Annotated in this window: 17 protein-coding genes, 1 tRNA gene and 1 pseudogene; 6 read left to right on the top strand and 13 right to left on the bottom strand. The window is 69.7% G+C overall.

The window, feature by feature from the left end; genetic code table 11:
• Window positions 1–8: 8 nt before the first annotated feature.
• On the top strand, window positions 9–2639 hold the full coding sequence (gene pepN / locus ACWZEH_RS07685) for an aminopeptidase N (protein ID WP_456196815.1): 2631 nt from the start codon (window positions 9–11) through the stop codon (window positions 2637–2639).
• A 137-nt stretch (window positions 2640–2776) separates the two neighbouring features.
• On the opposite strand, the pseudogene ACWZEH_RS07680 reads toward pepN, so the two are convergent.
• Window positions 2777–2971, bottom strand: a pseudogene (locus ACWZEH_RS07680) (twin-arginine translocation signal domain-containing protein); the annotation flags it as partial.
• A 258-nt stretch (window positions 2972–3229) separates the two neighbouring features.
• Between ACWZEH_RS07680 and pyk the strand changes: the two are divergent.
• Window positions 3230–4666, top strand: a complete 1437-nt coding sequence (pyk, locus tag ACWZEH_RS07675; protein WP_456196813.1) for a pyruvate kinase — start codon at window positions 3230–3232, stop codon at window positions 4664–4666.
• Window positions 4667–4684: 18 nt separating this feature from the next.
• Here the strand turns inward: pyk and ACWZEH_RS07670 are convergent, their stop codons facing one another.
• Together ACWZEH_RS07670 and ACWZEH_RS07665 are read right to left on the bottom strand one after the other, a co-directional pair.
• The gene (locus ACWZEH_RS07670) at window positions 4685–5428 is read right to left on the bottom strand and encodes a helix-turn-helix domain-containing protein (RefSeq protein ID WP_456196811.1); all 744 of its coding nucleotides are present in this window, start codon (window positions 5426–5428) and stop codon (window positions 4685–4687) included.
• A 106-nt stretch (window positions 5429–5534) separates the two neighbouring features.
• Window positions 5535–5607 (bottom strand) — tRNA-Leu (locus ACWZEH_RS07665).
• Between the two features lie 106 nt (window positions 5608–5713).
• On the opposite strand from ACWZEH_RS07665, the gene ACWZEH_RS07660 reads away from it, so the two are divergent.
• Window positions 5714–6370: an ANTAR domain-containing response regulator gene (locus tag ACWZEH_RS07660; protein ID WP_384012354.1), complete on the top strand. Its 657-nt coding sequence runs from the start codon at window positions 5714–5716 to the stop codon at window positions 6368–6370.
• An 84-nt stretch (window positions 6371–6454) separates the two neighbouring features.
• Here the strand turns inward: ACWZEH_RS07660 and ACWZEH_RS07655 are convergent, their stop codons facing one another.
• From ACWZEH_RS07655 to ACWZEH_RS07615, 9 genes are all read right to left on the bottom strand, one after another.
• The gene (locus tag ACWZEH_RS07655) at window positions 6455–7171 is read right to left on the bottom strand and encodes an ABC transporter ATP-binding protein (protein ID WP_456196809.1); all 717 of its coding nucleotides are present in this window, start codon (window positions 7169–7171) and stop codon (window positions 6455–6457) included.
• Window positions 7168–8076 (bottom strand): ABC transporter ATP-binding protein, encoded by a 909-nt coding sequence (locus ACWZEH_RS07650; RefSeq protein ID WP_456196807.1) that lies wholly within the window; start codon window positions 8074–8076, stop codon window positions 7168–7170. The genes ACWZEH_RS07655 and ACWZEH_RS07650 overlap by 4 nt, the downstream gene beginning before the upstream one ends.
• A gap of 5 nt (window positions 8077–8081) precedes the next feature.
• Window positions 8082–9908, bottom strand: coding sequence for a branched-chain amino acid ABC transporter permease (locus ACWZEH_RS07645; RefSeq protein WP_456196805.1), 1827 nt, complete (start codon window positions 9906–9908; stop codon window positions 8082–8084).
• Between the two features lie 5 nt (window positions 9909–9913).
• Window positions 9914–10846: a branched-chain amino acid ABC transporter permease gene (locus tag ACWZEH_RS07640; RefSeq protein WP_456196803.1), complete on the bottom strand. Its 933-nt coding sequence runs from the start codon at window positions 10844–10846 to the stop codon at window positions 9914–9916.
• A gap of 109 nt (window positions 10847–10955) precedes the next feature.
• A complete protein-coding gene (locus ACWZEH_RS07635) occupies window positions 10956–12191 on the bottom strand; it encodes a branched-chain amino acid ABC transporter substrate-binding protein (protein WP_456196801.1) in 1236 nt (411 codons plus the stop codon).
• Window positions 12192–12479: 288 nt separating this feature from the next.
• Entirely contained in the window at window positions 12480–12842 is a 363-nt protein-coding gene (locus ACWZEH_RS07630; RefSeq protein ID WP_456196799.1) for a hypothetical protein, read from the bottom strand.
• A gap of 266 nt (window positions 12843–13108) precedes the next feature.
• Window positions 13109–13606, bottom strand: a complete 498-nt coding sequence (locus tag ACWZEH_RS07625) for a hypothetical protein (RefSeq protein WP_456196797.1) — start codon at window positions 13604–13606, stop codon at window positions 13109–13111.
• A 107-nt stretch (window positions 13607–13713) separates the two neighbouring features.
• Entirely contained in the window at window positions 13714–14208 is a 495-nt protein-coding gene (locus ACWZEH_RS07620; RefSeq protein ID WP_456196796.1) for a PaaI family thioesterase, read from the bottom strand.
• Window positions 14209–14284: 76 nt separating this feature from the next.
• Window positions 14285–16564, bottom strand: a complete 2280-nt coding sequence (locus tag ACWZEH_RS07615; protein WP_456196795.1) for an FdhF/YdeP family oxidoreductase — start codon at window positions 16562–16564, stop codon at window positions 14285–14287.
• Between the two features lie 254 nt (window positions 16565–16818).
• On the opposite strand from ACWZEH_RS07615, the gene polA reads away from it, so the two are divergent.
• A complete protein-coding gene (gene polA / locus ACWZEH_RS07610; protein WP_456196793.1) occupies window positions 16819–19545 on the top strand; it encodes a DNA polymerase I in 2727 nt (908 codons plus the stop codon).
• Window positions 19546–20133: 588 nt separating this feature from the next.
• Entirely contained in the window at window positions 20134–20583 is a 450-nt protein-coding gene (locus tag ACWZEH_RS07605) for a hypothetical protein (RefSeq protein WP_456196791.1), read from the top strand.
• Here the strand turns inward: ACWZEH_RS07605 and ACWZEH_RS07600 are convergent.
• Entirely contained in the window at window positions 20501–21361 is an 861-nt protein-coding gene (locus ACWZEH_RS07600) for a DUF4184 family protein (RefSeq protein WP_456196790.1), read from the bottom strand. The two genes, ACWZEH_RS07605 and ACWZEH_RS07600, sit on opposite strands and share 83 nt — an antisense overlap.
• Window positions 21362–21728: 367 nt before the next feature.
• On the opposite strand from ACWZEH_RS07600, the gene ACWZEH_RS07595 reads away from it, so the two are divergent.
• On the top strand, window positions 21729–23519 hold the full coding sequence (locus tag ACWZEH_RS07595) for a lytic transglycosylase domain-containing protein (RefSeq protein WP_456196788.1): 1791 nt from the start codon (window positions 21729–21731) through the stop codon (window positions 23517–23519).
• Window positions 23520–23570: the final 51 nt, after the last annotated feature.

Below are 23570 nucleotides of genomic sequence, written 5' to 3'. Positions count from 1 at the left end.
CAGGCAGCATGGCCCGCATGTCCGTACTGACGCGCGACGAAGCGCAGAACCGAGCACAGCTCCTCCACGTCCACCGCTACGCGATCGAACTCGATCTCACCACCGGTGACGACACCTTCGACTCCCGCACCGTGATCCACTTCACCGTCCTCGCGGACCGGGACGACACGGACACCTTCGTCGAAGTCAAGCCCGCCGAGCTGCGCTCCGTCACCCTCGACGGACACCCCCTGGACCCCGAGACCCTCGACGGCAACCGACTGCCGCTCAAGGACCTCACCCCCGGCGAACACGAACTCCACATCGACGCCGCCATGCACTACTCCCGCACCGGCGAAGGCATGCACCGCTTCACCGACCCCGCCGACGGCGAGACCTACACCTACACGCAGCTCTTCCTCGACGACGTCCAACGCGTCTTCCCGGCCTTCGACCAACCCGACCTCAAGGCCCTCTTCGACCTCACCGTCACCGCCCCCCACACCTGGACCGTCCTCGCCAACGGCATCACCGAACACCTCGGCGACGGCCGTTGGAAAGCGGCGACCACCCCCCTCATCTCCACCTACCTCGTCGCCGTCGCCGCCGGCCCCTGGCACTCCGTACACACCGAACACCGCGGCCTCCCCTTCGGCATCCACTGCCGCCGCTCCCTCGCCCCCCACCTCGACGCCGACGCCGACGAACTCCTCGACGTCACCCGCGCCTGCTTCGACCGCTACCACGAGAAATTCGCCGAGCCCTACCCCTTCGACTCCTACGACCAGGCATTCGTCCCCGAATTCAACGCCGGCGCCATGGAAAACCCCGGCCTCGTCACCTTCCGCGACGAATTCGTCTTCCGATCCGCCGTCACCGACACCCAACGGCAGACCCGCGCCATGGTCATCGCCCACGAAATGGCCCACATGTGGTTCGGCGACCTCGTCACCCTCACCTGGTGGGACGACATCTGGCTCAACGAGTCCTTCGCCGAATACATGGGCTACCAGACCACCGCCGAAACCGCCCTCGGGAAAACCGGGGGGATCCCCCCCAGAAAGTGGGGCACCGACACCTGGACCGACTTCGGAGTCACCCGCAAACCCTGGGGCTACGACGCCGACCAGCGCCCCTCCACCCACCCCGTCGCCCCCGAAGACGTCCAGGACACCGCCTCCGCCCTCCTCAACTTCGACGGCATCTCCTACGCCAAGGGCGCCTCCGCCCTGCGCCAGCTCGTCACCTGGCTCGGCGAAGACGCCTTCCTCGCCGGCATCAACACCCACATCGACCGGCACAAGTTCGCCAACGCCACCCTCGCCGACTTCATCGACTCCCTCGCCTCCGCCACCGACCGCGACGTCCACGCATGGGCCACCGCCTGGCTCACCACCACCGGAGTCGACACCCTCACCCCCCACCTCCGCACCGAACACGGCCACTGGCACCTCACCATCCAGCACGAACCCAGCCCTCCCCAACCGTCCGAACCCGCCCCGGCCAAGGACCACGACGCCCGCGAACCCCTCACCACCCCCAAGCCGGACGCCGGCATCCGCCCCCACCGCATCACCCTCGGCCTCTACGACCACGACCTCCACGACGCACGCGGCCTCACCCCCCGCAAACACCTCGACCTAGACCTCCCCACCACCGACGACATCGCCATCGGCGCCGCCGGCCCCCGCCCCGCCCTCCTCGTCCTCAACGACGGCGACCTCACCTACGCCAAGATCCGCTTCGACCACGAGTCCACCCAAACCCTCCGCACCCGCCTCTCCGGACTCCCCGACCCCCTCACCCGCGCCGTCGTCTGGAACGCCCTCCGCGACGCCGTCCGCGACGGCGAACTCCCCCCCACCGACCACCTCGACATCGCCCGCACCCACCTCCCCCACGAAACCGACCTCGCCCTCGTCCAGGGCGTCCTCGCCTTCGCCGCCACCCACGTCACCAACCGCTACGTCACCCCCGGCGAACGGCCCGCCGCCCTCGCCACCCTCACCGACCTGTGCCGCGACCTCATCCGCCGCACCGAGGACGGCGACAACCCCGGCCTGCGCCTCATCGCCGTACGCCACCGCATCGACACCGCCACCCACCCCCACACCATCGCCGCCTGGCTCACCGAAGGCACCGTCCCCGGCGGCCCCGAACTCGACCCCGAACTGCGCTGGCGCATCCTCACCCGACTCGCCGTCCTCGACGCCACCGACGAAGCCGCCATCACCGCGGAACTCGCCAACGACCCCAGCGCCGCCGGCCAACAGGGCGCCGCCCGCTGCCGCGCCGCCCTGCCCCACGAAGACGCCAAAACACGCGCCTGGAACGACATGTTCCACACCGACGACCTGTCCACCTACCTGTTCACCGCCACCGCCCAAGGTTTCTGGCAGCCCGAACAGGCCGACCTCACCCGCCCCTACATCGCCCGCTACTACAAGGACGCCGTAGCCCTCGCCGCCCGCCGCGGCCCCGCCATCGCCGAAGCCGCCGGCCACTGGGCCTTCCCCGTCCACGCCGTCGACCCCGAAACCCTCCGCCTCGGCCAGAAATGCCTGCGCAAGGCCGACCCGACCCCCGCCCTCCGCCGCAAACTCGTCGACCAGCTCGACGACCTGGCCCGCGCCCTGCGCATACAGCAGACGCAGGCGTAAACCGGCAGGCACAGGCGTAAACCGGCAGGCACACAACCAACGCGACCGAACACAACCAGGGGTGCCGCACCACCACGCGGCACCCCCGGCGCCCCTCACCCCACCCGGGACAGCACCAGGCGTCAGAACACCGGCGTGCCCTGGGCGTTGCCCGCCCCGTCCTCGTACCCCGCGTCCTTGAGGCAGTCCCAGTCGAAGACATGGCCGTGCAGGCCCGTCGTCCCCGTCACGGTCAGCGCGTACCGCTTCACCGGCCTGCCCCTGCCCTTCCCTCCGCCCCCCACCCCCGTCACAGCGGACCTCGTCAGGAACTTCCGGCGGTTCAACGGCATCCGAGCCCTCCTCGTCCAGGCAACGACACGCGGAGATCCGCGCGTGACGGTTCCGACCTGAACACGTCGAACCCGAACAGCCCTCACGGGCATCGACACGGCAAACGGCAAACGGCAGCCGCAGCCGACGGCACCGGCGTGCTCATCGGAGCACGCCGCCGCACAATTCAACACCTGTCAATAACCATTCATACCCAGTCCGTCGAATGGTCACATGTGACCTAATCCCTACCCGTCGGTAAGCCCTAGGCTCACACCATGCGCCGAGCAAAAATCGTCTGCACGCTGGGGCCCGCCACCCACACATACGACCAGATCAAAAACCTGGTCGACGCCGGAATGGACGTAGCCCGCCTCAACCTCAGCCACGGCACCCACGCCGAACACGAGGAGCGCTACCACCGGGTCCGAAAAGCCGCCGACGAAACCGGCCGCAGCGTCGGCCTCCTGGCCGACCTCCAAGGCCCGAAAATCAGACTCGGCCACTTCACCGAAGGCCCCGTACTCCTCGAACGCGGCGACACCTTCACCATCACCGTCGAAGACGGCACCCAAGGCGACCGCCACACCTGCGGCACCACCCACGCCGGCCTCGCCGACGACGTCACCACCGGCGAACGCATCCTCATCGACGACGGCAAAGTCACCCTCCAGGTCGACACCGTCGACGGCCCCCGCGTCCACACCACCGTCATCGAAGGCGGCATGGTCTCCGACCACAAAGGCCTCAACCTCCCCGGCGTCGCCGTCTCCGTCCCCGCCCTCTCCAAAAAAGACGAGGACGACCTCCGCTGGGCCCTGCGCACCGGCTTCGACACCATCGCCCTCTCCTTCGTGCGCAGCGCACACGACATCAAAGACGTCCACCGCATCATGGACGAAGAAGGCCGCCGCCTCCCCGTCATCGCCAAAATCGAAAAACCCCAGGCCGTCCAGAACATCGACGACATCGTCGCCGCCTTCGACGGCATCATGGTCGCCCGCGGAGACCTCGGCGTCGAAATGCCACTCGAACAAGTCCCCATCGTTCAAAAACGCGCCATCAAACTCGCCAAACGCAACGCCAAACCAGTCATCGTCGCCACCCAAATGCTCGACTCGATGATCGACAACGCCCGCCCCACCCGCGCCGAAGCCTCCGACGTGGCCAACGCCGTCATCGACGGCACCGACGCCGTCATGCTCTCCGGCGAAACCAGCGTCGGCAAACACGCCATCAGCGCCGTCCGCACCATGGCCCGCATCGTCGAAGCAGCCGAAGAAGACATCCTCGCCAAGGGCCTCCCACCCCTCACCGAGACCAACAAACCCCGCACCCAGGGCGGCGCCGTCGCCCGAGCCGCCGCCGAAATGGGCGACTTCCTCAACGCCACCCACCTCATCGCCTTCACCCAGTCGGGCGACACCGTCCGCCGGCTCTCCCGCTACCGCTCACCCATCCCCCTCCTCGCGTTCACCCCCGACCCCGCCACCCGCTCCCGGCTCAGCCTCACCTGGGGTGTGGAAACCTTCCTCGGCCCCCACGTCGACTCCACCGACGCCATGGTCGACCAGGTCGACGAACTCCTCCTGGCCTACGGCCGCTGCAAGAAGGGCGACATCGTCGTCATCACCGCCGGCTCCCCACCCGGCGTCTCCGGTACGACCAACCTCGTCCGCGTCCACCACATCGGCGAGGACGACAGCCCCGAGTGACCCGAACAGGGCCCCGGTTCAGTACTTGGGGCCCACGTGAAGATCCATCAGCGCTACGGACGCCTTCTTGGCGACGGAGATGTTGCGAGGGTTGGGCTGCCGCCATTCGACGCCCACTTTGTCCAGGGACCTCGTGAACAGGCCGATGATGTCGGCCGAGAGATTGGTGAAGAAGTACCGCGGATACTCGTAGCGCTTTCGTTCACCGCGGACGATGCGAGTCGTCCAGTTGGTGATCCGGCATCCGTCGGAGTGGATGAGCCCACGGACGAACTCCCAGGGGTGCTCGTCGACCATGGCCCGCTGCCAGGGTTCCAGGACGATGGGACGATCGTGCTTCTTTCCGGGGCCGTGCTGGGGGAAGAGCTGGGGCCAGTGCCGGGAGTAGCTGGTGATCGCCACACACCCCTGCTTCGACTGTGTGGAGAGGCCGATGCCGGGGCGGACTCGCACCATCGCTTCGCGGCACAGTTCGATCAATCCCGGCCAGGCGTCCGCGCACGCGATCCGCAGGTAGTAGCCGGAACGCGGGTGCGCGCTGATACAGCCGTCGCCGAGGTAGAGGCCGAGGAGATAGGCGTAGGAGGACTCATCGGCAGGTGGTCCCGGAGTCGGGGATGCGCTACGGGGCAAGGGCTCCAGACGGTGCTGCCAGGACCTGATTGCGGCGCGGGAGATGCCCGTCTCGCGGCTCACTGAGTTGAGGCTACGACCCTGGGCCACCAAGGCCAGCGCCTGCCTGCGTGTGCTGGCGTTGTACATAGACACACCCTGCGGGTGCGATAGCGGTGACACGCAGCAATGAGCGGATGTTCACGAGAACGTGGACACCCGCTTACAAGTAGCAATCTTGGATTCGGAGGAAAAGTGCCCCGGGTCGGATTCGAACCGACGCTTTATGGTGTTTGAGACCATCGCCTCTGCCTCTGGGCTACCGGGGCTCTCTTCGAAATGAAGGCTGGCGGTCACCCGCCGTGCCCCCACCTTACCGCAGCTAGGTACGCTCTTGTCAGCAGTACCGGTCTGCCCCGCACCAAGGAGCCCCACGTGAGCGTCCCCGAGTCGCCCCAGCCAGTAGACGCGTCCGACGACGACAAGTCGCACGTGCCTCCGATGACGACGCGCGTCGTCATCGCCGAGGACGAGGCGCTGATCCGGCTCGATCTCAAAGAGATGCTGGAGGAGGAGGGGTACACCGTCGTCGGTGAGGCCGGTGATGGTGAGCGGGCGGTGGAGCTGGCTCGTGAGCACCGTCCTGACCTGGTGATTCTGGATGTGAAGATGCCGAAGCTGGACGGTATCTCGGCGGCGGAGAAGATCGCCGAGGAGAGTATCGCGCCGGTGTTGATGCTGACGGCGTTCTCGCAGCGTGATCTGGTGGAGCGGGCGCGGGATGCGGGGGCGATGGCGTATCTGGTGAAGCCGTTCTCGAAGAGTGATGTGGTGCCGGCGATCGAGATGGCGGTGTCGCGTTTCACGGAGTTGCGGGAGTTGGAGCGTGAGGTCGCGGATCTGAGTCTGCGGTTGGAGACGCGGAAGCTGGTGGATCGGGCGAAGTCGGTGTTGCAGACGGTGTACGGGTTGTCGGAGCCGGCGGCGTTCCGGTGGATTCAGAAGACGTCGATGGATCGGCGGATGTCGATGCAGCAGGTGGCGCAGGCGGTTATTGACGACGCGGCGGAGAAGAAGGCGTCGAAGGAGTAGGTGTCGGTGGTGTTGGTGAGGCCCGCGTCCCTTTTCGGGGGCGCGGGCCTCGGTGTTGTGGTGTGTGTTGTGGTGTGGGGTGGGTCAGTCGACGCCGAGGTAGGCGTTGCGGACGGATTCGTCGTGGAGGAGGTCTTGTCCGGTTCCGGAGAGGACGATGTTGCCGACTTCCATGACGTGGCCGTGGTCGGCGAGGGAGAGGGCGGCTTGGGCGTTCTGTTCGACGAGGAGGATGGTGGTGCCCTGGGCTTTGAGTTCGGTGATGGTGGCCATGATTTTCTGCATCATGATCGGTGAGAGGCCCATGGAGGGTTCGTCGAGCATGAGGAGTTTGGGTTGGGACATGAGGGCTCTGCCCATGGCGAGCATTTGTTGTTCTCCGCCGGAGAGGGTTCCGGCGGCTTGTTTGCGGCGTTCTCCGAGGATGGGGAAGAGGTCGTAGGCGCGTTGGATGTCCTTTTCGATGCCTGGTTTGTCGGTGCGGAGGAAGGCGCCGAGGCGGAGGTTGTCCTCGATGGTCATGCGGGGGAAGATGTGGCGGCCTTCGGGGGAGTGGGCGAGGCCGTGGGAGACGATTTCGTGGGCGGGGGTTTTCTTGAGTGATTTGCCGTTGAATTTGATTTGGCCGCCGGCGGGCTTGAGGAGGCCGGAGAGGGTGCGGAGTGTGGTGGTTTTGCCTGCGCCGTTGGTTCCGATGAGGGTGACGACTTCGCCGGCTTCGACCTTGAAGGAGATGCCTTTGACGGCTTCGATTTTGCCGTAGGCGACTTTGAGGTCTTCGACTTCGAGGAGTGCGGTCATCGGTCGTTCTCCTTGCCGGGCGCTGCGTCCGTGGTGGTCTCGGTTGCGGCTTCGGCGGCTTCGACTTCGGCTGTTTCCTCGGTGCCGGGGTCGTTGTCGAGGGGTTCTCCGAGGTAGGCGGCGATGACGCGTTCGTCGCCCTGGACGGTGGTGGCGTCGCCTTCGACGAGTTTTTGTCCTTGGACGAGGACGGCGACGCGGTCGCAGAGGTTGAAGATGAAGCGCATGTCGTGCTCGATGACGAGGATGGCGATGCCCATGTCGCGGATGGCGAAGATGAGTTCTTCGGCGGCGCGGGTTTCTTGGGGGTTCATGCCGGCGGTGGGTTCGTCGAGGAGCAGGAGGCCGGGGTCGCTGGCGAGGGCGCGGGCGATTTCGAGTTTGCGTTGTTCGCCGTAGGGGAGGTTGCGGGAGAGGTGTTCGGCTTTGTCGGCGAGGCCGACGAAGTCGAGGAGTTCCATGGCGCGTTCGCGGGATTTCGCTTCGGCTTTGTGGAAGCCGGGGCCGCGGAGGAGGGCGGACCAGAGGCCTTCTTTGGTGCGGGTGTGGCGGCCGACGAGGACGTTTTCCAGGACGGTCATGTTGCTGAAGAGGCGGATGTTCTGGAAGGTGCGGGCGATGCCGGCGGCGGTGACTTTGAAGGGTTTGGGCGGGAGTATGTTGCCTTTGTAGCGGACTTCGCCTTCGGTGGGGATGTAGAGGCCGGTGAGGCAGTTGAAGAAGGTGGTTTTTCCGGCGCCGTTGGGTCCGATGAGGCCGACGATTTCGCCGCTGTTGACGGTGAGGTCGACGTCGCGGACGGCGGTGAGGCCGCCGAATCGCATGGTGACGCCGCGGGCGTCGAGGGCGGTTTCGCCGGGGGTGGCGCCGGTGGGGGTGTTCTTGGTGGTGGTGTCGGTAGTCATGGTGGTCAGGCCCCTGCCTTGCTGAGGACTGTGGGTGGTTCGGCCTCTTCGTGGAATTCGAGCTGTCGGCGCCGGTTGGGGATGAGTCCTTCGGGGCGGAAGCGCATGAGGAGGACGAGTGCGAGTCCGAAGGCGAGGAGTTGGTAGTCGCCGAGGAACTGGAGTTTGGCGGGGATGAGGTAGAGCAGTGCTGCGCCGACGAGGGGTCCGCTGATGGTGCCCATGCCGCCGAGGACGACGGCGGCGAGGAGGAAGGCGCTGTTGGGGGGGACGACGTGGGCGAACTGGTACTGCTCGGGGGTGACGGTGTAGGTGACGTGGGCCTGGACGGTGCCGGCGAGGCCGGCGAGTGTGGCGCCGAGGGCGAAGGCGATGAGTTTGACGCGGAAGCCGTTGATGCCCATGGCGAGGGCGGCGGTTTCGTCTTCGCGGATGGCTACCCAGGCTCGGCCGATGCGGGAGTCGCTGCTGCGTCGGAAGACGATGACGACGATCAGCGTGATGAGGAGCATGAGCAGGAAGTAGTTGGCGAAGCGGCCGATGGTGAAGCCGGCGATGCTGTGTTCCTGGCCGAAGTCGAAGCCGAGGATGTTGAGGTTGGGGATGGAGGAGATGCCGTTGGAGCCGTTGGTGATGTCGGGTCCGGAGGTGCCGTCGGTGTTGAGGACGGCGATGCGGAAGATTTCGCCGAAGCCGAGGGTGACGATGGCGAGGTAGTCGCCGCGCAGGCGGAGGGTGGGGGCTCCGATGAGGACGCCGAAGACCATGGCGACGGCTGCGCCGAGGAGGGCGCTGAGCCAGAAGGGGAGGTGGATGTCGAAGGGGCTGGAGGGGCTTCCGGAGACCATGGCGGCGGTGTAGGCGCCGACGCCGAGGAAGGCGACGTATCCGAGGTCGAGGAGGCCGGCGAGGCCGACGACGATGTTGAGGCCGAGTGCGACGGTGGCGAAGATGAGGATGTAGACGCCGATGGTGGCGTACTGGTCGTCGGACTGGGTGAAGGGGAAGGCCGCGGCTGCGACGAAGGCGCCGATGAGGGTGACGTTGCGGTGTTCGGCGGTGATGGCGGAGAGGCGGTTGATGAGTCCGGCTTTGGTGATGGCGGCGAAGCCGAAGCCGGCGGTGATGAGGAAGCCGATGAAGAGTTCGTCGTATTCGGTGCCGATGCCGTAGGTGAAGACGATCAGGCCGAGGGCGAGGGCGGCGACGATGATGAGGATTTCGGCGTAGGCGGGCAGTTCGCGTGGGGGTCGGGTGCGGCCGGTGGCGATGGAGGCGCGCAGGACGGTGAGGTTGTGCCGGGTGGTGTGGCGGAATTTTTCCCATCCGCTGTCGTCGGGGTCGTGGGGGTCGGGTGCCGGCCGTTCGAAGGGGAGGGCGTGGGCGCCGAGGAGGGCCACGAGGGTGACGAGGGCTGCGATCCAGCCGCCGGGTTCGAGGTTGACGACTCCGCCGAGGTTGATGCTGATGGCGGTGACGGTGTACCAGGTGGTGGCGAAGGTGCCGGTGGCGGCGAGTTTGAGGGCGCTGTCGGCTCCTGCGGGGGTGAGCCATTGGAGGCCCTTGGTGCCGTAGGAGGCGAGGCCGAGGAGGGTGGTGAGGAGGCCGCCGATGAGGACGAGGACCTGGAGGCCGCCGGGGTAGCCGTAGTAGGTGAGGTCGCCGGGGAATTCGCTGGTCCAGGTCCAGGCGAGGAAGGTGGAGAGGGTGGCGAGGGCGCCGCCGCCGGTGGCGAGGGCGCGGCCGGTGTGCGGGGGCATGCCGATGAGGCCTGTGGGGGTGTGGGGGGTGGGGGTGTCGGGGGTCTTGGGGGTGGTGGTGTGTGTGGTCATCGGTGTCACGCCCTGTCCGCGACGCGCTCGCCGAGCAGGCCTTGGGGCCTGAAGAGGAGCACGAGGATGAGGAGTACGAACGCCCAGACGTCGGCCCAGGACTGGCTGCCGAACTGGTTCATGCCGGGGATGTCGGAGATGTAGGCGGTGGACAGGGATTCGGCGATGCCGAGGACGAGGCCGCCGAGCATGGCTCCGTAGATGTTGCCGATGCCGCCGAGGACGGCGGCGGTGAAGGCTTTGAGTCCGAGGATGAAGCCCATGCGGAAGTCGATCTGGCCGTATTTGAGGCCGTAGGCGACGCCGCCGACGGCGGCGAAGACGGCGCCGAGGGCGAAGGCGACCACGATGATGCGGTCGGTGTTGATGCCCATGAGTTTGGCGGTGTCGGGGTCCTGGGCGGTGGCTTGCATGCCGCGTCCGGTGCGGGTGCGCATGACGAAGTAGCCGAGGATGGCCATGCTGAGGGGGGCGGCGCAGAGGACGAAGATGTCACCGGTCTGGATGGTGACGGAGCCGATGTCGAAGGGGCCGCCGGGGATGCTGGGGAAGGTGTGGGCGGATTTCGCGTCGGGGTACCAGGCCCATACGGCTTGCTGGAGGGCGAGGGAGAGGCCGATGGCGGTGATGAGTGGGGCGAGGCGTGGGGCGCCTCGGAGGGGCCGGTAGGCGAATCGTTCCGCTCCGACGGCGACGGTGGTGGAGACGAGCATCGCGCCGATGATCATGAGGGGGAGGGCGATGAGCATGGAGGTGCCGTCGGGCAGGATGTAGAGGTAGACCGTGAGGGCGCCGAAGGCGCCGGTCATGAAGATCTCGCCGTGGGCGAAGTTGATGAGCTGGACAATGCCGTAGACCATTGTGTAGCCGAGGGCGACCAGCCCGTACATGGATCCCAGTAGCAGGCCGTTGACCAGCTGCTGCGGCAGTTCGTTCACCGCATGTCCTCCGAGACGTTCGGAATGTTCGACGGATGGGGCCGGATGTGAGCCGCGCGGGGCGCCAGTGGTGTGGCGCCCCGCGCGGCTCGGTTGGTGCGGGTTCGGGTCAGTCGGTGTAGGTGCCGGACTTGACGTCGTTCCAGTCGCCGTTCTCGACGGCGTAGACGGTCAGCTGCTTGTTGGTGGCGTCGCCGAACTCGTCGAAGGCGACGGGGCCGGTGACTCCGTCGAAGGAGACGTCCTGCATGGCGGCGGCGACCTTTTCGCGGGCGTCGTCGGGGAGCTTGCCGTCGTTGTCCTCGACGACCTTCTTGACGGCTTCGATGACGGCCCAGGCCGAGTCGTAGCTGTAGCCGCCGTAGGCCTCGTAGTCCTCCTTGTAGTTCCCGGCCTCGTAGTTGGCGACGAACTCCTTGGCGGAGGGGAGGTCTTCGACGGGGGCGCCGACGGAGGTGGCGAGGTCGCCGGTGCCGGTGGTGCCGGCGAGCTTGATGAATTCGGCGCTGTAGATGCCGTCGCCGCCGACGAGCGGGATCTTGGCGCCGGCGGCCTTGATCTGCTTGCTGAGGGGGCCGGCCTGGGGGTATTCGCCGCCGTAGTAGACGACGTCGGCGCCGGAGTTCTTGACCTTGGTGGCGACCGCGGAGAAGTCCTTGGTGTCGGGGTTGATGTGTTCGGTGCCCACGACGTCGCCGCCGAGCTTCTTGAACTCGTCGGTGAAGGTGCCGGCGAGGCCGGCGCCGTAGGTCTTCTTGTCGTCGATGACGAAGACCTTGCGCTTCTTGGAGTCGTTGTAGAGGTACTGGGCGGCGAACGGGCCCTGGATGGCGTCCGTGGTCGCGGTACGGAAGTAGGACTTGTAGGGGCGTACCGGGTCGGTCTGCCAGTCGGTGCCCTGGGTGAGGGCGGGGCTCGTGTTGGCGGGTGAGACCTGGACGAGCTTGGCGTCGTCGAGGACCTTCTGCATGGATTCGCCGACGGAGGAGTTCAGCGGGCCGACGACGCCGAGGACTTCGTCGTTGGCGACGAACTTGGTGGCGTTCTGCTGGCCGGAGGAGGGCTGTGCCTGGTCGTCGAGGGCTTCGACCTCGAAGGTGATGCCTTCGACGGTCTTTTCCTTGTTGGCGGTCTTGGCGGCGAGGTCCACGGAGTTCTTGATGCCGAGGCCCAGCGCGGACAGGTCGCCGGTCAGCGGCGCGTCGACGCCGATGACGACGGTGGTGCCGCCGTTGCCGGAGTCCGAGCTGCCGCCGCCGTTCTCGTCGCGCGAACCGCAAGCGGTGAGGGTGAGTGCTCCCGCCGCCAAGGCAGCGGTGACGGCGATGAGTGAACGTTGACGCACGATCCAGTCCTTTCCCCTGACGGCCGTTTCCCGGTGGAAACGGCCGAGTCGAGCGCTGGGCCGAAGTGATAATCGGGGTGCGCGGTGACTGGCCGTGACTCTAAGCGGGTGGGGGGAACGGGGAGGAGGGTCTGGCCAATGCTGTGACTCTCTTGTTATGACACGACGTATTGCAGAGCGGTACTGAGTGGGGGGAACGACGGAATTCAAGCCGTTTTGACCTGTCCGGATGGTGAGAAACCGCAGGACCGGGCGGGGTGTGTTCAGGTGTATCAGGGGTTTTGGTGATTACCGAAAATCGTTGCTGCAGGCGACCTGCAGGGCCAGGGAGAGGTCCTGTGCGTACCGTGGTCCGAGGATGAAGCTGTGGGTCTGTATTGCGTGCGCATTACGCAGAGTTACATCCAGGAAAGGGAGTCCGGCGTTCCCTGGCAATCCTCCGCATTCCGTGATGCGCAGGGTGACGGCGATCTTGCGGGGGGATCCCGCTTTTGCCCGGAAAGGGGTGTGCGGGCCGGAGGTCGCGGAAAGGCCCGCGTACGGCTGGGATATGCGGGTGACGGTGACCGGAGGGCCTGATTCCACGGTGAGTTCGATGGTGAAGGTGAAATTCCGTTTGTCTGTGTCCGGGACCGCGGCCTGCGGTTCCACGTAGGTGATGGTGGTCGCCGCGGACGGTGGAGGCGGTGCGGGCGGCGGGGGTTGCCGGGGGCGGGTGAGGTGCAGGAGGGCGCCGGCCGTAAGGACGGTCGCCGCGGTGAGGGCGGCGAGCGCGGTCCGGCGATGACGCCCGTACAGCCGCGTGAGGCGCTCGCGGCGGGAGCCGAGGGGGCCGAGGGGGCCGAGACGGCCGCGGGGGAGTGGAGGGACGGCCGGGGGGCGGGTTCCGTCACCGGGTTCCACGGGGCCGATGGCGTTCACCGCCAGGCGCCTTCGTCCGGTCCGCCGGTGCGGTACCGCTCGGCGCAGGCCTCGCGGACGTGACGGCCGATCACGTCGTGGGCGGCCGAGGCGCCTTGGCGCTCACGGGTGGGGCGGGCGGCGTCCACGGCGTCGCGCAGGATGTCGTACTGGCCGTTGGACAGGCCCATCGACTGGTAGTCGCCGTAGGCGGTGCCGTCCAGCGCCTCGCGGGCCCAGTGGGTGACGATCCGTACGCACACGTCCTCGGGGGCGGTCGCCGACGGTGAGGACGCCGGGGACGCCGACGACAGGGACGGTGCCGGGGTGCCTGCGCGCCCGGACGGACCGCATCCGGCTGCCAGGAGGACGGTCACGAGGGCAGCCGGGACCGCTGTCGTGAGGAGCGGCGGGAGGAGCCCGGGGAGTGAGGGGAGCGGCGGGAGCGGCACCCTCGTGCGCAGGGGGCGGCCGGGGCCCCGCGTGGCGGGCCGGGCGGCGCCTCCCCGTTCCATGCCCGGAACGGTAGGACGCCCGCGGCTCCCGGGCAATGGGCGGGCAACGGGCGGCGCGGGGGCGGTCACGCGCCCCGCGCCACCCCTTGGCCGGTCGGCCGGACGGTTCAGCCCGTCGCGCTGCCGGAGTCCTGCCGCGCGTCCTTCGGGCCGAGGTCGCGCAGCAGGCAGGTCAGGCGCGCGGTGCACACCCGCTTGCCGGCCTCGTCGCTGATGACGATCTCGTACGTGGCGGTGGAACGCCCCCGGTGCACCGGGGTGGCGACCCCGGTGACCAGTCCGGAGCGCGCGCCGCGGTGGTGGGTGCAGTTGAGGTCGACGCCCACGGCGATCCTGGTGGCGCCGCCGTGCAGCATCGCCCCCACCGACCCGAGGGTCTCGGCCAGGACGGCGGAGGCGCCGCCGTGCAGCAGCCCGTAGGGCTGGGTGTTGCCCTCCACCGGCATCGTCCCGACGACGCGCTCGGCCGAGGCCTCCAGGATCTGCACGCCCATGCGGGTGCCGAGATGACCGGCGGAGAACAGCGCCCCCAGGTCCACGCCGAGCGAGGCGTACTCGTCGATGACCTCTTGCGGGAACGTGACGTGCTGCTGCTCTCCCATGGGGCCGGGCTCCGTTCGTCGTGATCACTGCGGCAGTACGGCTGCGCCGCCGCACCGCACCGCACTGAGCAAACGCTCAGTCGGTCGCAGATTGTTCCAGACGGACCACGACGGACTTGCTGGCCGGGGTGTTGCTGGTGTCGGCGGTCGCGTCCAGTGGCACGAGGACGTTGGTCTCCGGGTAGTACGCGGCGGCGCAGCCGCGGGCCGTCGGGTAGTGCACGACGCGGAATCCGGGGGCCTTGCGTTCCACGCCGTCCTTCCACTCACCGACCAGGTCGACGTACGAGCCGTCCGCGAGCCGCAGTTCGCGTGCGTCCTCGGGGTTGACGAGCACCACGCGGCGGCCGTTCCTGATACCGCGGTAGCGGTCGTCGAGGCCGTAGATCGTGGTGTTGTACTGGTCGTGCGAGCGCAGGGTCTGCAGCAGCAGCCGCCCCTTCGGCAGTTCGGGGTACTCGACCGGGGCGGCGGTGAAGTTGGCCTTGCCGGTGGCGGTGGGAAAGCGCCGCTCGTCGCGCGGGGCGTGGGGGAGGGCGAAGCCCGAGGGGTCGGCCACGCGCGCGTTGAAGTCCTCGAAGCCGGGGATCACGCGTGCGATGCGGTCGCGGATCGTCGCGTAGTCCTTCTCGAACTCCTCCCACGGCACCTTGCTGTCGGCGCCGAGGACGCGGCGGGCCAGCCGGCAGACGATGGCGGGCTCGGACAGCAGATGTGTGCTCGCCGGTTCGAGACGTCCGCGGGAGGCGTGCACCATGCCCATGGAGTCCTCGACCGTCACGAACTGCTCGCCGCTGCCCTGCAGGTCGCGTTCGGTGCGTCCCAGGGTCGGCAGGATGAGGGCACGCGCGCCGGTGACGGCGTGCGAGCGGTTCAGCTTGGTCGACACGTGCACGGTCAGCCGGGCCCGGCGCATCGCGGCCTCGGTGACCTCGGTGTCGGGGGAGGCGGAGACGAAGTTGCCGCCCATGGCGAAGAAGACCTTCGCCTCTCCGTCGCGCAGTGCGCGGATGGCCCGTACGACGTCGTAACCGTGTTCGCGCGGCGGGGTGAAACCGAATTCCTTCTCCAGGGCGTCCAGGAACGCCCCGGCGGGTCGTTCGAAGATGCCCATGGTGCGGTCGCCCTGCACGTTGGAGTGGCCGCGCACCGGGCAGACGCCCGCGCCGGGGCGGCCGATGTTGCCGCGCAGCAGCAGGAAGTTGACGATTTCGCGGATCATGGGCACGGAGTGCTTGTGCTGGGTGAGGCCCATCGCCCAGCACACGATGACGCGCCGGGATTCGAGGACCATGCGCAGGCACGTCTCGATGTCCTCGCGCGTGAGGCCGGTCGCGGTGAGGGTGGCGTCCCAGTCGGCGGCGCGGGCGGCCCCGGCGAAGTCCTCGTAGCCGTGGGTGTGTTCACGGACGAAGTCCTCGTCGACGGCGTCGGGCGTCTCGAGGATCAGCTTGTTGAGGATGCGGAAGAGGGCCTGGTCGCCGCCGAGGCGGATCTGCAGGAACAGGTCGGTCAGGGCGGCGCCGGTGGTGAGGCCCTTGGGGGTCTGCGGGTTCTTGAAGCGTTCCAGGCCGGCCTCGGGCAGCGGGTTGACGCTGATGATCCGTGCGCCGTTCTTCTTGGCCTTCTCCAGGGCGGAGAGCATGCGCGGGTGGTTGGTGCCGGGGTTCTGTCCGGCGACGATGATCAGGTCGGCCCTGTGGAGGTCCTCGAGCAGGACGCTGCCCTTGCCGACGCCGATCGTCTCGGACAGGGCGGAGCCGGAGGACTCGTGGCACATGTTCGAGCAGTCGGGGAGGTTGTTGGTGCCGAGTTCACGCGCGAACAGCTGGTAGAGGAACGCGGCCTCGTTGCTGGTGCGTCCTGAGGTGTAGAAGACGGCCTCGTCGGGGGAGGAGAGTGCGCCGATCTCCTCGGCGACGATGTCGAAGGCGCGCTCCCAGGTGACCGGCTCGTAGCGGTCGCCGCCCTCCGGGAGGTACACGGGGTGGGTCAGGCGGCCCTGCTGCCCCAGCCAGTAGCCGCTGCGGCCGGCCAGGTCGGCGACGGGGTGCCGGGCGAAGAACTCGGGGGTGACCCGGCGCAGGGTGGCCTCCTCGGCCACGGCCTTCGCGCCGTTCTCGCAGAACTCCGCCGTGTGCCGGTGCTCGGGCTCGGGCCAGGCGCAGCCCGGACAGTCGAAGCCGTTCTTCTGGTTGACACTGAGGAGGGTCAGCGCCGTGCGCTTCACGCCCATCTGCTGGTGGGCCATGCGCAGGCTGTGGCCGATCGCCGTGAGACCGGCGGCCGCGTGTTTCGGCCCGGCGACCTTCGGCGCGTCCTGGACCGGGTCACCCTTGGGCGGCTTGCTGGCCATCGCGCACTCCTCTTCGCGTACACGTGTGACGTACACCTCCGATCCTCGCACGGGACGGTGGCGGCGACGGAGGCCGGGCGGGCTCCGGACGGGAGGCAGGCGGGGACATTCGCAGTGAACGGTCGTGAACGGCCGCGGGCGGCTGTGGGCGAGGGGGGACCGGTCGTGGGTCGTCGGGTGCGGGGCGGCGGCCATGACGTCCGGCGGTGCGGGGGCGGGGCCGAGTGTCGGTGGGGCGTGGCAGGATCGGGGGCGTGGCAGAGACAGCAGCGAAGAAGACCGACCAGACCTCCGGCGAGGCCCGACCGCGACTGATGCTCATGGACGGGCATTCGCTGGCCTACCGCGCGTTCTTCGCGCTGCCCGTGGAGAACTTCACCACCGCGACGGGCCAGCCGACGAACGCGATCTACGGCTTCGCGTCGATGCTGGCGAACACGCTGCGCGACGAGGCGCCCACGCACTTCGCGGTGGCCTTCGACGTCTCCCGCAAGACCTGGCGCTCGGCGGAGTTCGCCGAGTACAAGGCGAACCGCTCCAAGACCCCGGACGAGTTCAAGGGTCAGGTCGAGCTGATCGGGGAGCTGCTCGACGCGATGCGCGCCCCGCGTTTCGCGGTCGACGGGTTCGAGGCGGACGACGTCATCGCCACGCTCGCCACCCGCGCCGAGGCCGAGGGCTTCGACGTGCTGATCGTCACCGGCGACCGTGACTCCTTCCAGCTGGTCTCCGAGCACACCACGGTGCTGTATCCGACCAAGGGTGTCTCCGAGCTGACCCGGTTCACTCCCGAGAAGGTGTTCGAGAAGTACGGGCTGACGCCTGCGCAGTACCCCGATTTCGCGGCGCTGCGCGGTGACCCGTCCGACAACCTGCCCGGTATTCCCGGCGTCGGTGAGAAGACGGCCGCGAAGTGGATCAACCAGTTCGGTTCCTTCGCGGACCTCGTCGAGCGGGTGGACGAGGTCAAGGGCAAGGCCGGGCAGAACCTGCGCGACCACCTGGAGTCGGTCCAGCTCAACCGCCGCCTCACCGAGCTGGAGCGACAGGTCGAGCTGGCCGGGGACGTCGCCGACCTGGAGCGGACCGCCTACGACCGCAAGGCCGTCGCGATGATCCTGGACACCCTGGAGATCAGGAACCCGTCGCTGCGCGAGCGGCTCTTCGCCGTCGACCCCGGAGCGCAGGAGGCCGAGACCACCCCGGTCGTCGCGGACGGCGTGGAGCTGGACGGGACCGTCCTGGGCGCGGGCGAGCTGACCGGCTGGCTCGCCGAGCACGCCACCGGTCCCCTCGGCGTCGCCACGGTCGGCACCTGGGCGCTGGGGACCGGCTCGGTCGCCGAGATCGCCCTGGCCGCGGCCGCCGGACCGGCCGCCTGGTTCGACCCGGCCGAGCTGGACGAGAGCGACGAACAGGCGTTCGCCGCCTGGCTCGCGGACGCGGACCGGCCCAAGGTGTTCCACAACGCCAAGGGTGCGATGCGGGTCCTCGCCGAGCACGGCTGGAGCGTCGAGGGCATCTCCATGGACACGGCGCTCGCCGCCTACCTGGTCAAGCCGGGCCGCCGATCCTTCGCCCTGGACGCCCTGTCCCTGGAGTACCTGCACCGCGAGCTGGCGCCCGCCGCCGCGGCCGACGGCCAGCTGGCCTTCGGCGCGGACGACGCCGCCGAGGCCGAGGCGCTGATGGTGCAGGCCCGCGCGGTCCTCGACCTGGGCGAGGCCTTCGAGGGCCGCCTGCGGGAGGTGGGCGCCGCGGACCTGCTGCGGGACATGGAGCTGCCGACGTCCGTCCTGCTGGCCCGTATGGAGCGGCACGGCATCGCGGCGGACCGCGCCCACCTGGAGTCCATGGAGCAGATGTTCGCGGGCGCCGTGCAGCAGGCCGTGCAGGAGGCGCACGCGGCGGCGGGACACGAGTTCAACCTGGGCTCGCCCAAGCAGCTCCAGGAGGTCCTCTTCGGCGAACTCGGCCTGCCGAAGACGAAGAAGACCAAGACCGGCTACACGACCGACGCCGACGCCCTGGCCTGGCTGGCCGGTCAGACCGACAACGAGCTTCCGGTGATCATGCTCCGCCACCGTGAGCAGGCGAAGCTGCGCGTGACTGTCGAGGGTCTGATCAAGACGGTCGCCGCGGACGGCCGGATCCACACCACGTTCAACCAGACGGTCGCCGCCACCGGCCGCCTGTCGTCGACCGACCCGAACCTGCAGAACATCCCGGTCCGTACCGACGAGGGACGCGCGATCCGCCGGGGCTTCGTCGTCGGTGAGGGCTTCGAGTCCCTCCTCACCGCCGACTACAGCCAGATCGAGCTGCGGGTGATGGCCCACCTCTCCGAGGACGCCGGTCTCATCGAGGCGTTCACCTCCGGCGAGGACCTGCACACCACGGCCGCCGCGCAGGTGTTCGCGGTCGAGCAGTCCGCCGTGGACGCGGAGATGCGCCGCAAGATCAAGGCGATGTCGTACGGCCTCGCGTACGGGCTGTCGGCCTTCGGACTCTCGCAGCAGCTGAACATCGAGGCGGCCGAGGCCCGCGCCCTGATGGACGCGTACTTCGAGCGGTTCGGCGGCGTACGGGACTACCTGCGCCGCGTGGTCGACGAGGCGCGGGCGACGGGCTACACGGCGACCCTCTTCGGCCGCCGGCGCTACCTGCCCGACCTCAACAGCGACAACCGTCAGCGCCGCGAGGCGGCCGAGCGCATGGCGCTGAACGCGCCGATCCAGGGCACGGCGGCGGACATCGTCAAGATCGCCATGCTGAACGTGGACCGCGCGCTGCGCGAGGCGGACCTCAAGTCCCGCACGCTCCTCCAGGTCCACGACGAAATCGTCCTGGAGATCGCCCCCGGCGAGCGCCCGGTGGCGGAGGAACTGATCCGCCGGGAGATGGCCGACGCGGTCCGGCTCCGCGTCCCGCTGGGCGTCTCCGTCGGCGCGGGCCCGGACTGGGAGTCGGCGGCACACTGACGACACCGGGCACGGCCGGGAGCGACGGGCGGTGGGGAAGGGGACGGGAGGGCTGTCGGCAGGCGCCACTGGCCCCCTTCCGTCCCCCTGTCCTCTGTCGTCGCCCCCGCGACCCGCCGGCGTTCTCTGCGATTCCCGCGCGGGGAAGCTGATCACCAGCCCCTCGTCCGGGCCCGGTGGCGGCACGGGGCGGCACGGGGCGGCGCGCCGAAGGCCGCTGCGATCACCAACGGCCGACCGCGGCCGTCGACCGCGACCACCGACGCCGCCCCCCCCGAAGGCCGCCGGGATCATCAGGGGCCCGACCGGCCGACGCCACGTGCCGACCGCCTGACGCCACCCGCCGAAGCCCTCCGCCCCCGTGAGGCCGCAGCCGCCTCGCGGTACGGGACCCGCGGCCGTCTCCGCCGCCTGCCGCGCCCGGCCCGCCGCCTGCCCGCCCTGTCGACGCCCCGCCCCCGCACGGCCCGCCCCCGCACGGCCCGCAGCTCACGGCCGGCGGCCCGCCCTCCCGCTCCCGGAGGCCGCTTCACCCGCGTGGACCGTGCGGGCAAGCCGTCGGGTGGGCCGGACGCCAGGATGCGGGTCATGGGTATACGCATGCTTCACCGCAGAGCGGCATCCCCGAGGGCCGCCGCAGACGGACCCACCCCCGAGGCGCTGTCGCCGGTTCCGGTCTTCGCGGCCGACGCGAGTACCGCCCGCACCCCCGCCCTCCCCCTCACCCGCACGCTGCGCCGTACCACCGCGGACCTCGGCCGCCGCATCGCCGACGGCGCCTGGCGCCCCGGCCGTGCCGCGGGCCCCGCCCTCCCGCGCCCCGGCGCCGGCGAGCCGCTGCCGTGGCGGCTGTGGGCCGAACTCGCCCGCGGTTATCTGACGCTCGCCCTCACCCTGCTGCCCCGGCCCCGCCCGGTCCGTACCGTCACCGTGTTCGTGGCGGCGGGCGAGACCCTCAGCGTGCGGCCGTACGGCTCGGCCGCTCCCTCTCCGCACCCCCGGGGGCCCCGGTGGCCGGGGCCGGACGCCGCACCCTGACCGCCACGGCGTACACCGGCAGCGCGAGGACGAGCCCCGCGCCCGCCCCGAAACACACCGTGGGGATCAGCTCCCAGGGCTTGGCGACCTCGCCCCAGTAGGCCCACCAGCGCGAGGCCCGCTGCACGGCCCCCGCCAGCGCGCAGCCGCCGAGCAGCGCGGCCGCCGCCCACCGGTCGGCCGCGGACAGTACCGGCACCCCCGCCGGCCCCGGGCGGGGTGCCGCCCGGCGCAGCGCCCGGGCCAGGAACACGACGATCAGCACCGCGGCCACCGCCGACCCGCCGTACTGCAGGTACCAGTACAGCGGTGAGCCCGCGATCTCCTGTCCCAGGACGGGGAAGACCCGCATCCCCCACCGGTCGAGGTGCGTGAACTCGTCCCAGACCACGTGCGTCAGCGCGCCGAGCACGGCCGAGACGTACCAGCGCGCCGCCAGGGAGGCGCGGACGTGTGCGCGGGGCGTGCCGCAGCGCAGCAGAGCGGCCGTCCGCCCCTGCCGGGACCGAGGCAGCAGCGCGACGAGCGGTTCGCGGACCAGGAGCCAGAGACCCACCAGCGCCCAGGCGATGCACACGTCGACGGTGAGAACGCCCCGGAACGAGTGTGTGACGTCCCCGAACTCCATCGCCCCGGGCAGGACACTGGCCGCGTAGTAGGTCAGGTCCGGAGCGAGACTGCCCGCCACCAGCACGGCAGGTATCAGCGCGCCCCGGCCGGTCCCGTCGGTGCGTACGGCGGGCAGGACGGCCACCGCGTGGCTCAGTGTGAAAGGCAACCCGGCTCCTCGGGAGGGTGGTTGGCCGGGCGGTTCGGCCCGGGGGCTCGGCGGCCCCCAGTATGCGTGAGCGGCAGTCCGTGACCGGTGGGAGAACGACTGTGGTCAACCGGTGAATACCGGGCATGAACGGGTGTCCGGGCAAAGGATGTTGCCGTAGGGTCGCGAGAGTTGCCGTGTCCGGTGCGACCGGCGGGGGCGGGCCGCGTCGTCGGGACGGATCGTCGCACCAGATCATCGCACCGGTCATGACAACCGATGGTCGCAGCCGATCGTCACAACAGGCGAGCGTGACGGGCATCGTCACGACAGGCGAGCGTGACGGACGTTGACGGATGCTCCGGCATCCACGGGAGGGGTTCACTCTATGGCGGCGCATTTCGGCAGGAGGCTGCGCAAGGGAGCGGCAACCACCGCCGTGGCGGCGGCCGCGGTGGCGGCTCTGTCCGCGTCCCAGGCTCCGGGTGCGACGATCGACGGCCCGGGCGGCCGGACCTCGTCCGACGCCGCCTCGGCGCCGGAGGAGAGCACCGGCGACCCCGGCGCGACCGGCAACTCGCCGTACTACACGGATCTGCCGCCGCTCAACAGCCCCAACCCGGCGCCGTCCGCGAGCTCCGGCCCGGTCGCCTCGGGCGTCCCCGAGGCGGGTATACCCGCGACCGTCCTCGACGCCTACAAGAAGGCCGAGGCCGCGCTGCGCGAGTCCAGGCCCGCCTGCAACCTGCCCTGGCAACTGCTCGCCGCCATCGGCAAGGTGGAGTCCGGCCAGGCCCGCGGCGGACGCGTCGACGCCGAGGGCACGACGACCTCCCCGATCATCGGCCCGCAGCTCGACGGCAACGGCTTCGCGCTCATCAGGGACACCGACAACGGCGAGTACGACGGCAACAGCGCCTACGACAACGCCGTCGGCCCCATGCAGTTCATCCCGTCCACCTGGGCGTGGGCCGGCCGCGACGGCAACGACGACGGCCGCGAGGACCCCAACAACATCTACGACGCCGCGCTGGCGGCCGGCCACTACCTGTGCCGCTTCGGCTGGGACCTGTCCGACCGGGCGGACCTCGGCAGGGCGATCCTCAGCTACAACAACTCGACGGAGTACCTGAACACCGTCCTGTCGTGGCTGGAGTACTACCGCAAGGGCACGCACGAGATCCCGGACGGCACCGGCACCCTGCCCGACAACCGCAGCGACGGCAGCACCACGAGCCCCACCCCGTCGACGCCGGGCACCAGCCCGGCAGCCCCGGGCACGCCGTCGACGAAGCCCGGAGCCGGGCCCGGCAAGCAGGGCGCCGGCACCAGGCCTCCGGCCTCGCCCGGCACACCGAGCACCCCGCCGGCCACGACCCCGCCGCCGACGACGACTCCGCCGCCGACGACGACCCCGCCGCCCACCAGGCCCCCCACGCCCACCGACACGGTGGACCACCTGGAGAACGCCGGCACCGGCAGGCTCACCGCGACGGCGGGCGAGACGTTCGCCGAGCGGATCAGCACCCGCGCGGAGACGGACGAGGGCAGGACCGTCGCGAAGGTGCGGATCCGCTTCACCGTCGTCGGCGACACCGACACCACCTTCACCGGCGGCGAGAGCGTGGCCACCGTCCTCACCGACAGCTCCGGGGTCGCCGTCGCGCCCGCACTCCGGGCGGGCGAGAAGACCGGTGACGTCACCGTGCGCGCCACCGTCGTCGGCCGCGTGGTGCCGGGCCTCGACTACCGGGCCACCGTCACCGAGCGCGTCGCCGACACCGTCGTGCGCACCGGTGAGGAGGCGCTGACCTGTACGCCGGGCGGCGAGTTCGCCCACCGCGTCGAGGTACGGGCCACCCGCGACGGCGCCGCCGCCGGCAAGGTCGCGGCCACCGCCACCCTGATCACATCGGCCGACGATCCGACCGCCAACGACAAGGGCCCCTACTTCAAGGACGCCGACGACGAGGCCGTACGCACCATGGGCGGCCTGAAGACGGACGCGGACGGACGGCTGAAGCTGCCCCGGATGTACGCGGACGGGACCACCGGCACCTTCCTGCTCCGTATCACCCTGGCGGGCGGCGCCACCCTCACGGTCGAACTCACCGTGGCCGCGGACGAGACCGCGTCCCCCGGCCCGTCGGCGTCCCCCGGCTCCACCACCGGCGCGTAGCCGCACCCGCACCGGTACCCCGTACGAACACGGGGCGTCCTCTCCGTCACC

This window comes from Streptomyces yamdrokensis (assembly GCF_053890455.1).
This window is presented reverse-complemented; position numbering and strand designations above follow the sequence as displayed.

Coding starts and splice junctions, on each gene's coding strand:
- ACWZEH_RS07650 (WP_456196807.1), bottom strand. CDS start 8,076: ATGACTACCGACACCACCACCAAGAACACCCCCACCGGCGCCACCCCC.
- pyk (WP_456196813.1), top strand. CDS start 3,230: ATGCGCCGAGCAAAAATCGTCTGCACGCTGGGGCCCGCCACCCACACA.
- ACWZEH_RS07625 (WP_456196797.1), bottom strand. CDS start 13,606: ATGGAACGGGGAGGCGCCGCCCGGCCCGCCACGCGGGGCCCCGGCCGC.
- ACWZEH_RS07645 (WP_456196805.1), bottom strand. CDS start 9,908: ATGACCACACACACCACCACCCCCAAGACCCCCGACACCCCCACCCCC.
- ACWZEH_RS07655 (WP_456196809.1), bottom strand. CDS start 7,171: ATGACCGCACTCCTCGAAGTCGAAGACCTCAAAGTCGCCTACGGCAAA.
- ACWZEH_RS07615 (WP_456196795.1), bottom strand. CDS start 16,564: ATGGCCAGCAAGCCGCCCAAGGGTGACCCGGTCCAGGACGCGCCGAAG.
- ACWZEH_RS07605 (WP_456196791.1), top strand. CDS start 20,134: ATGGGTATACGCATGCTTCACCGCAGAGCGGCATCCCCGAGGGCCGCC.
- ACWZEH_RS07620 (WP_456196796.1), bottom strand. CDS start 14,208: ATGGGAGAGCAGCAGCACGTCACGTTCCCGCAAGAGGTCATCGACGAG.
- ACWZEH_RS07595 (WP_456196788.1), top strand. CDS start 21,729: ATGGCGGCGCATTTCGGCAGGAGGCTGCGCAAGGGAGCGGCAACCACC.
- pepN (WP_456196815.1), top strand. CDS start 9: ATGGCCCGCATGTCCGTACTGACGCGCGACGAAGCGCAGAACCGAGCA.
- ACWZEH_RS07670 (WP_456196811.1), bottom strand. CDS start 5,428: ATGTACAACGCCAGCACACGCAGGCAGGCGCTGGCCTTGGTGGCCCAG.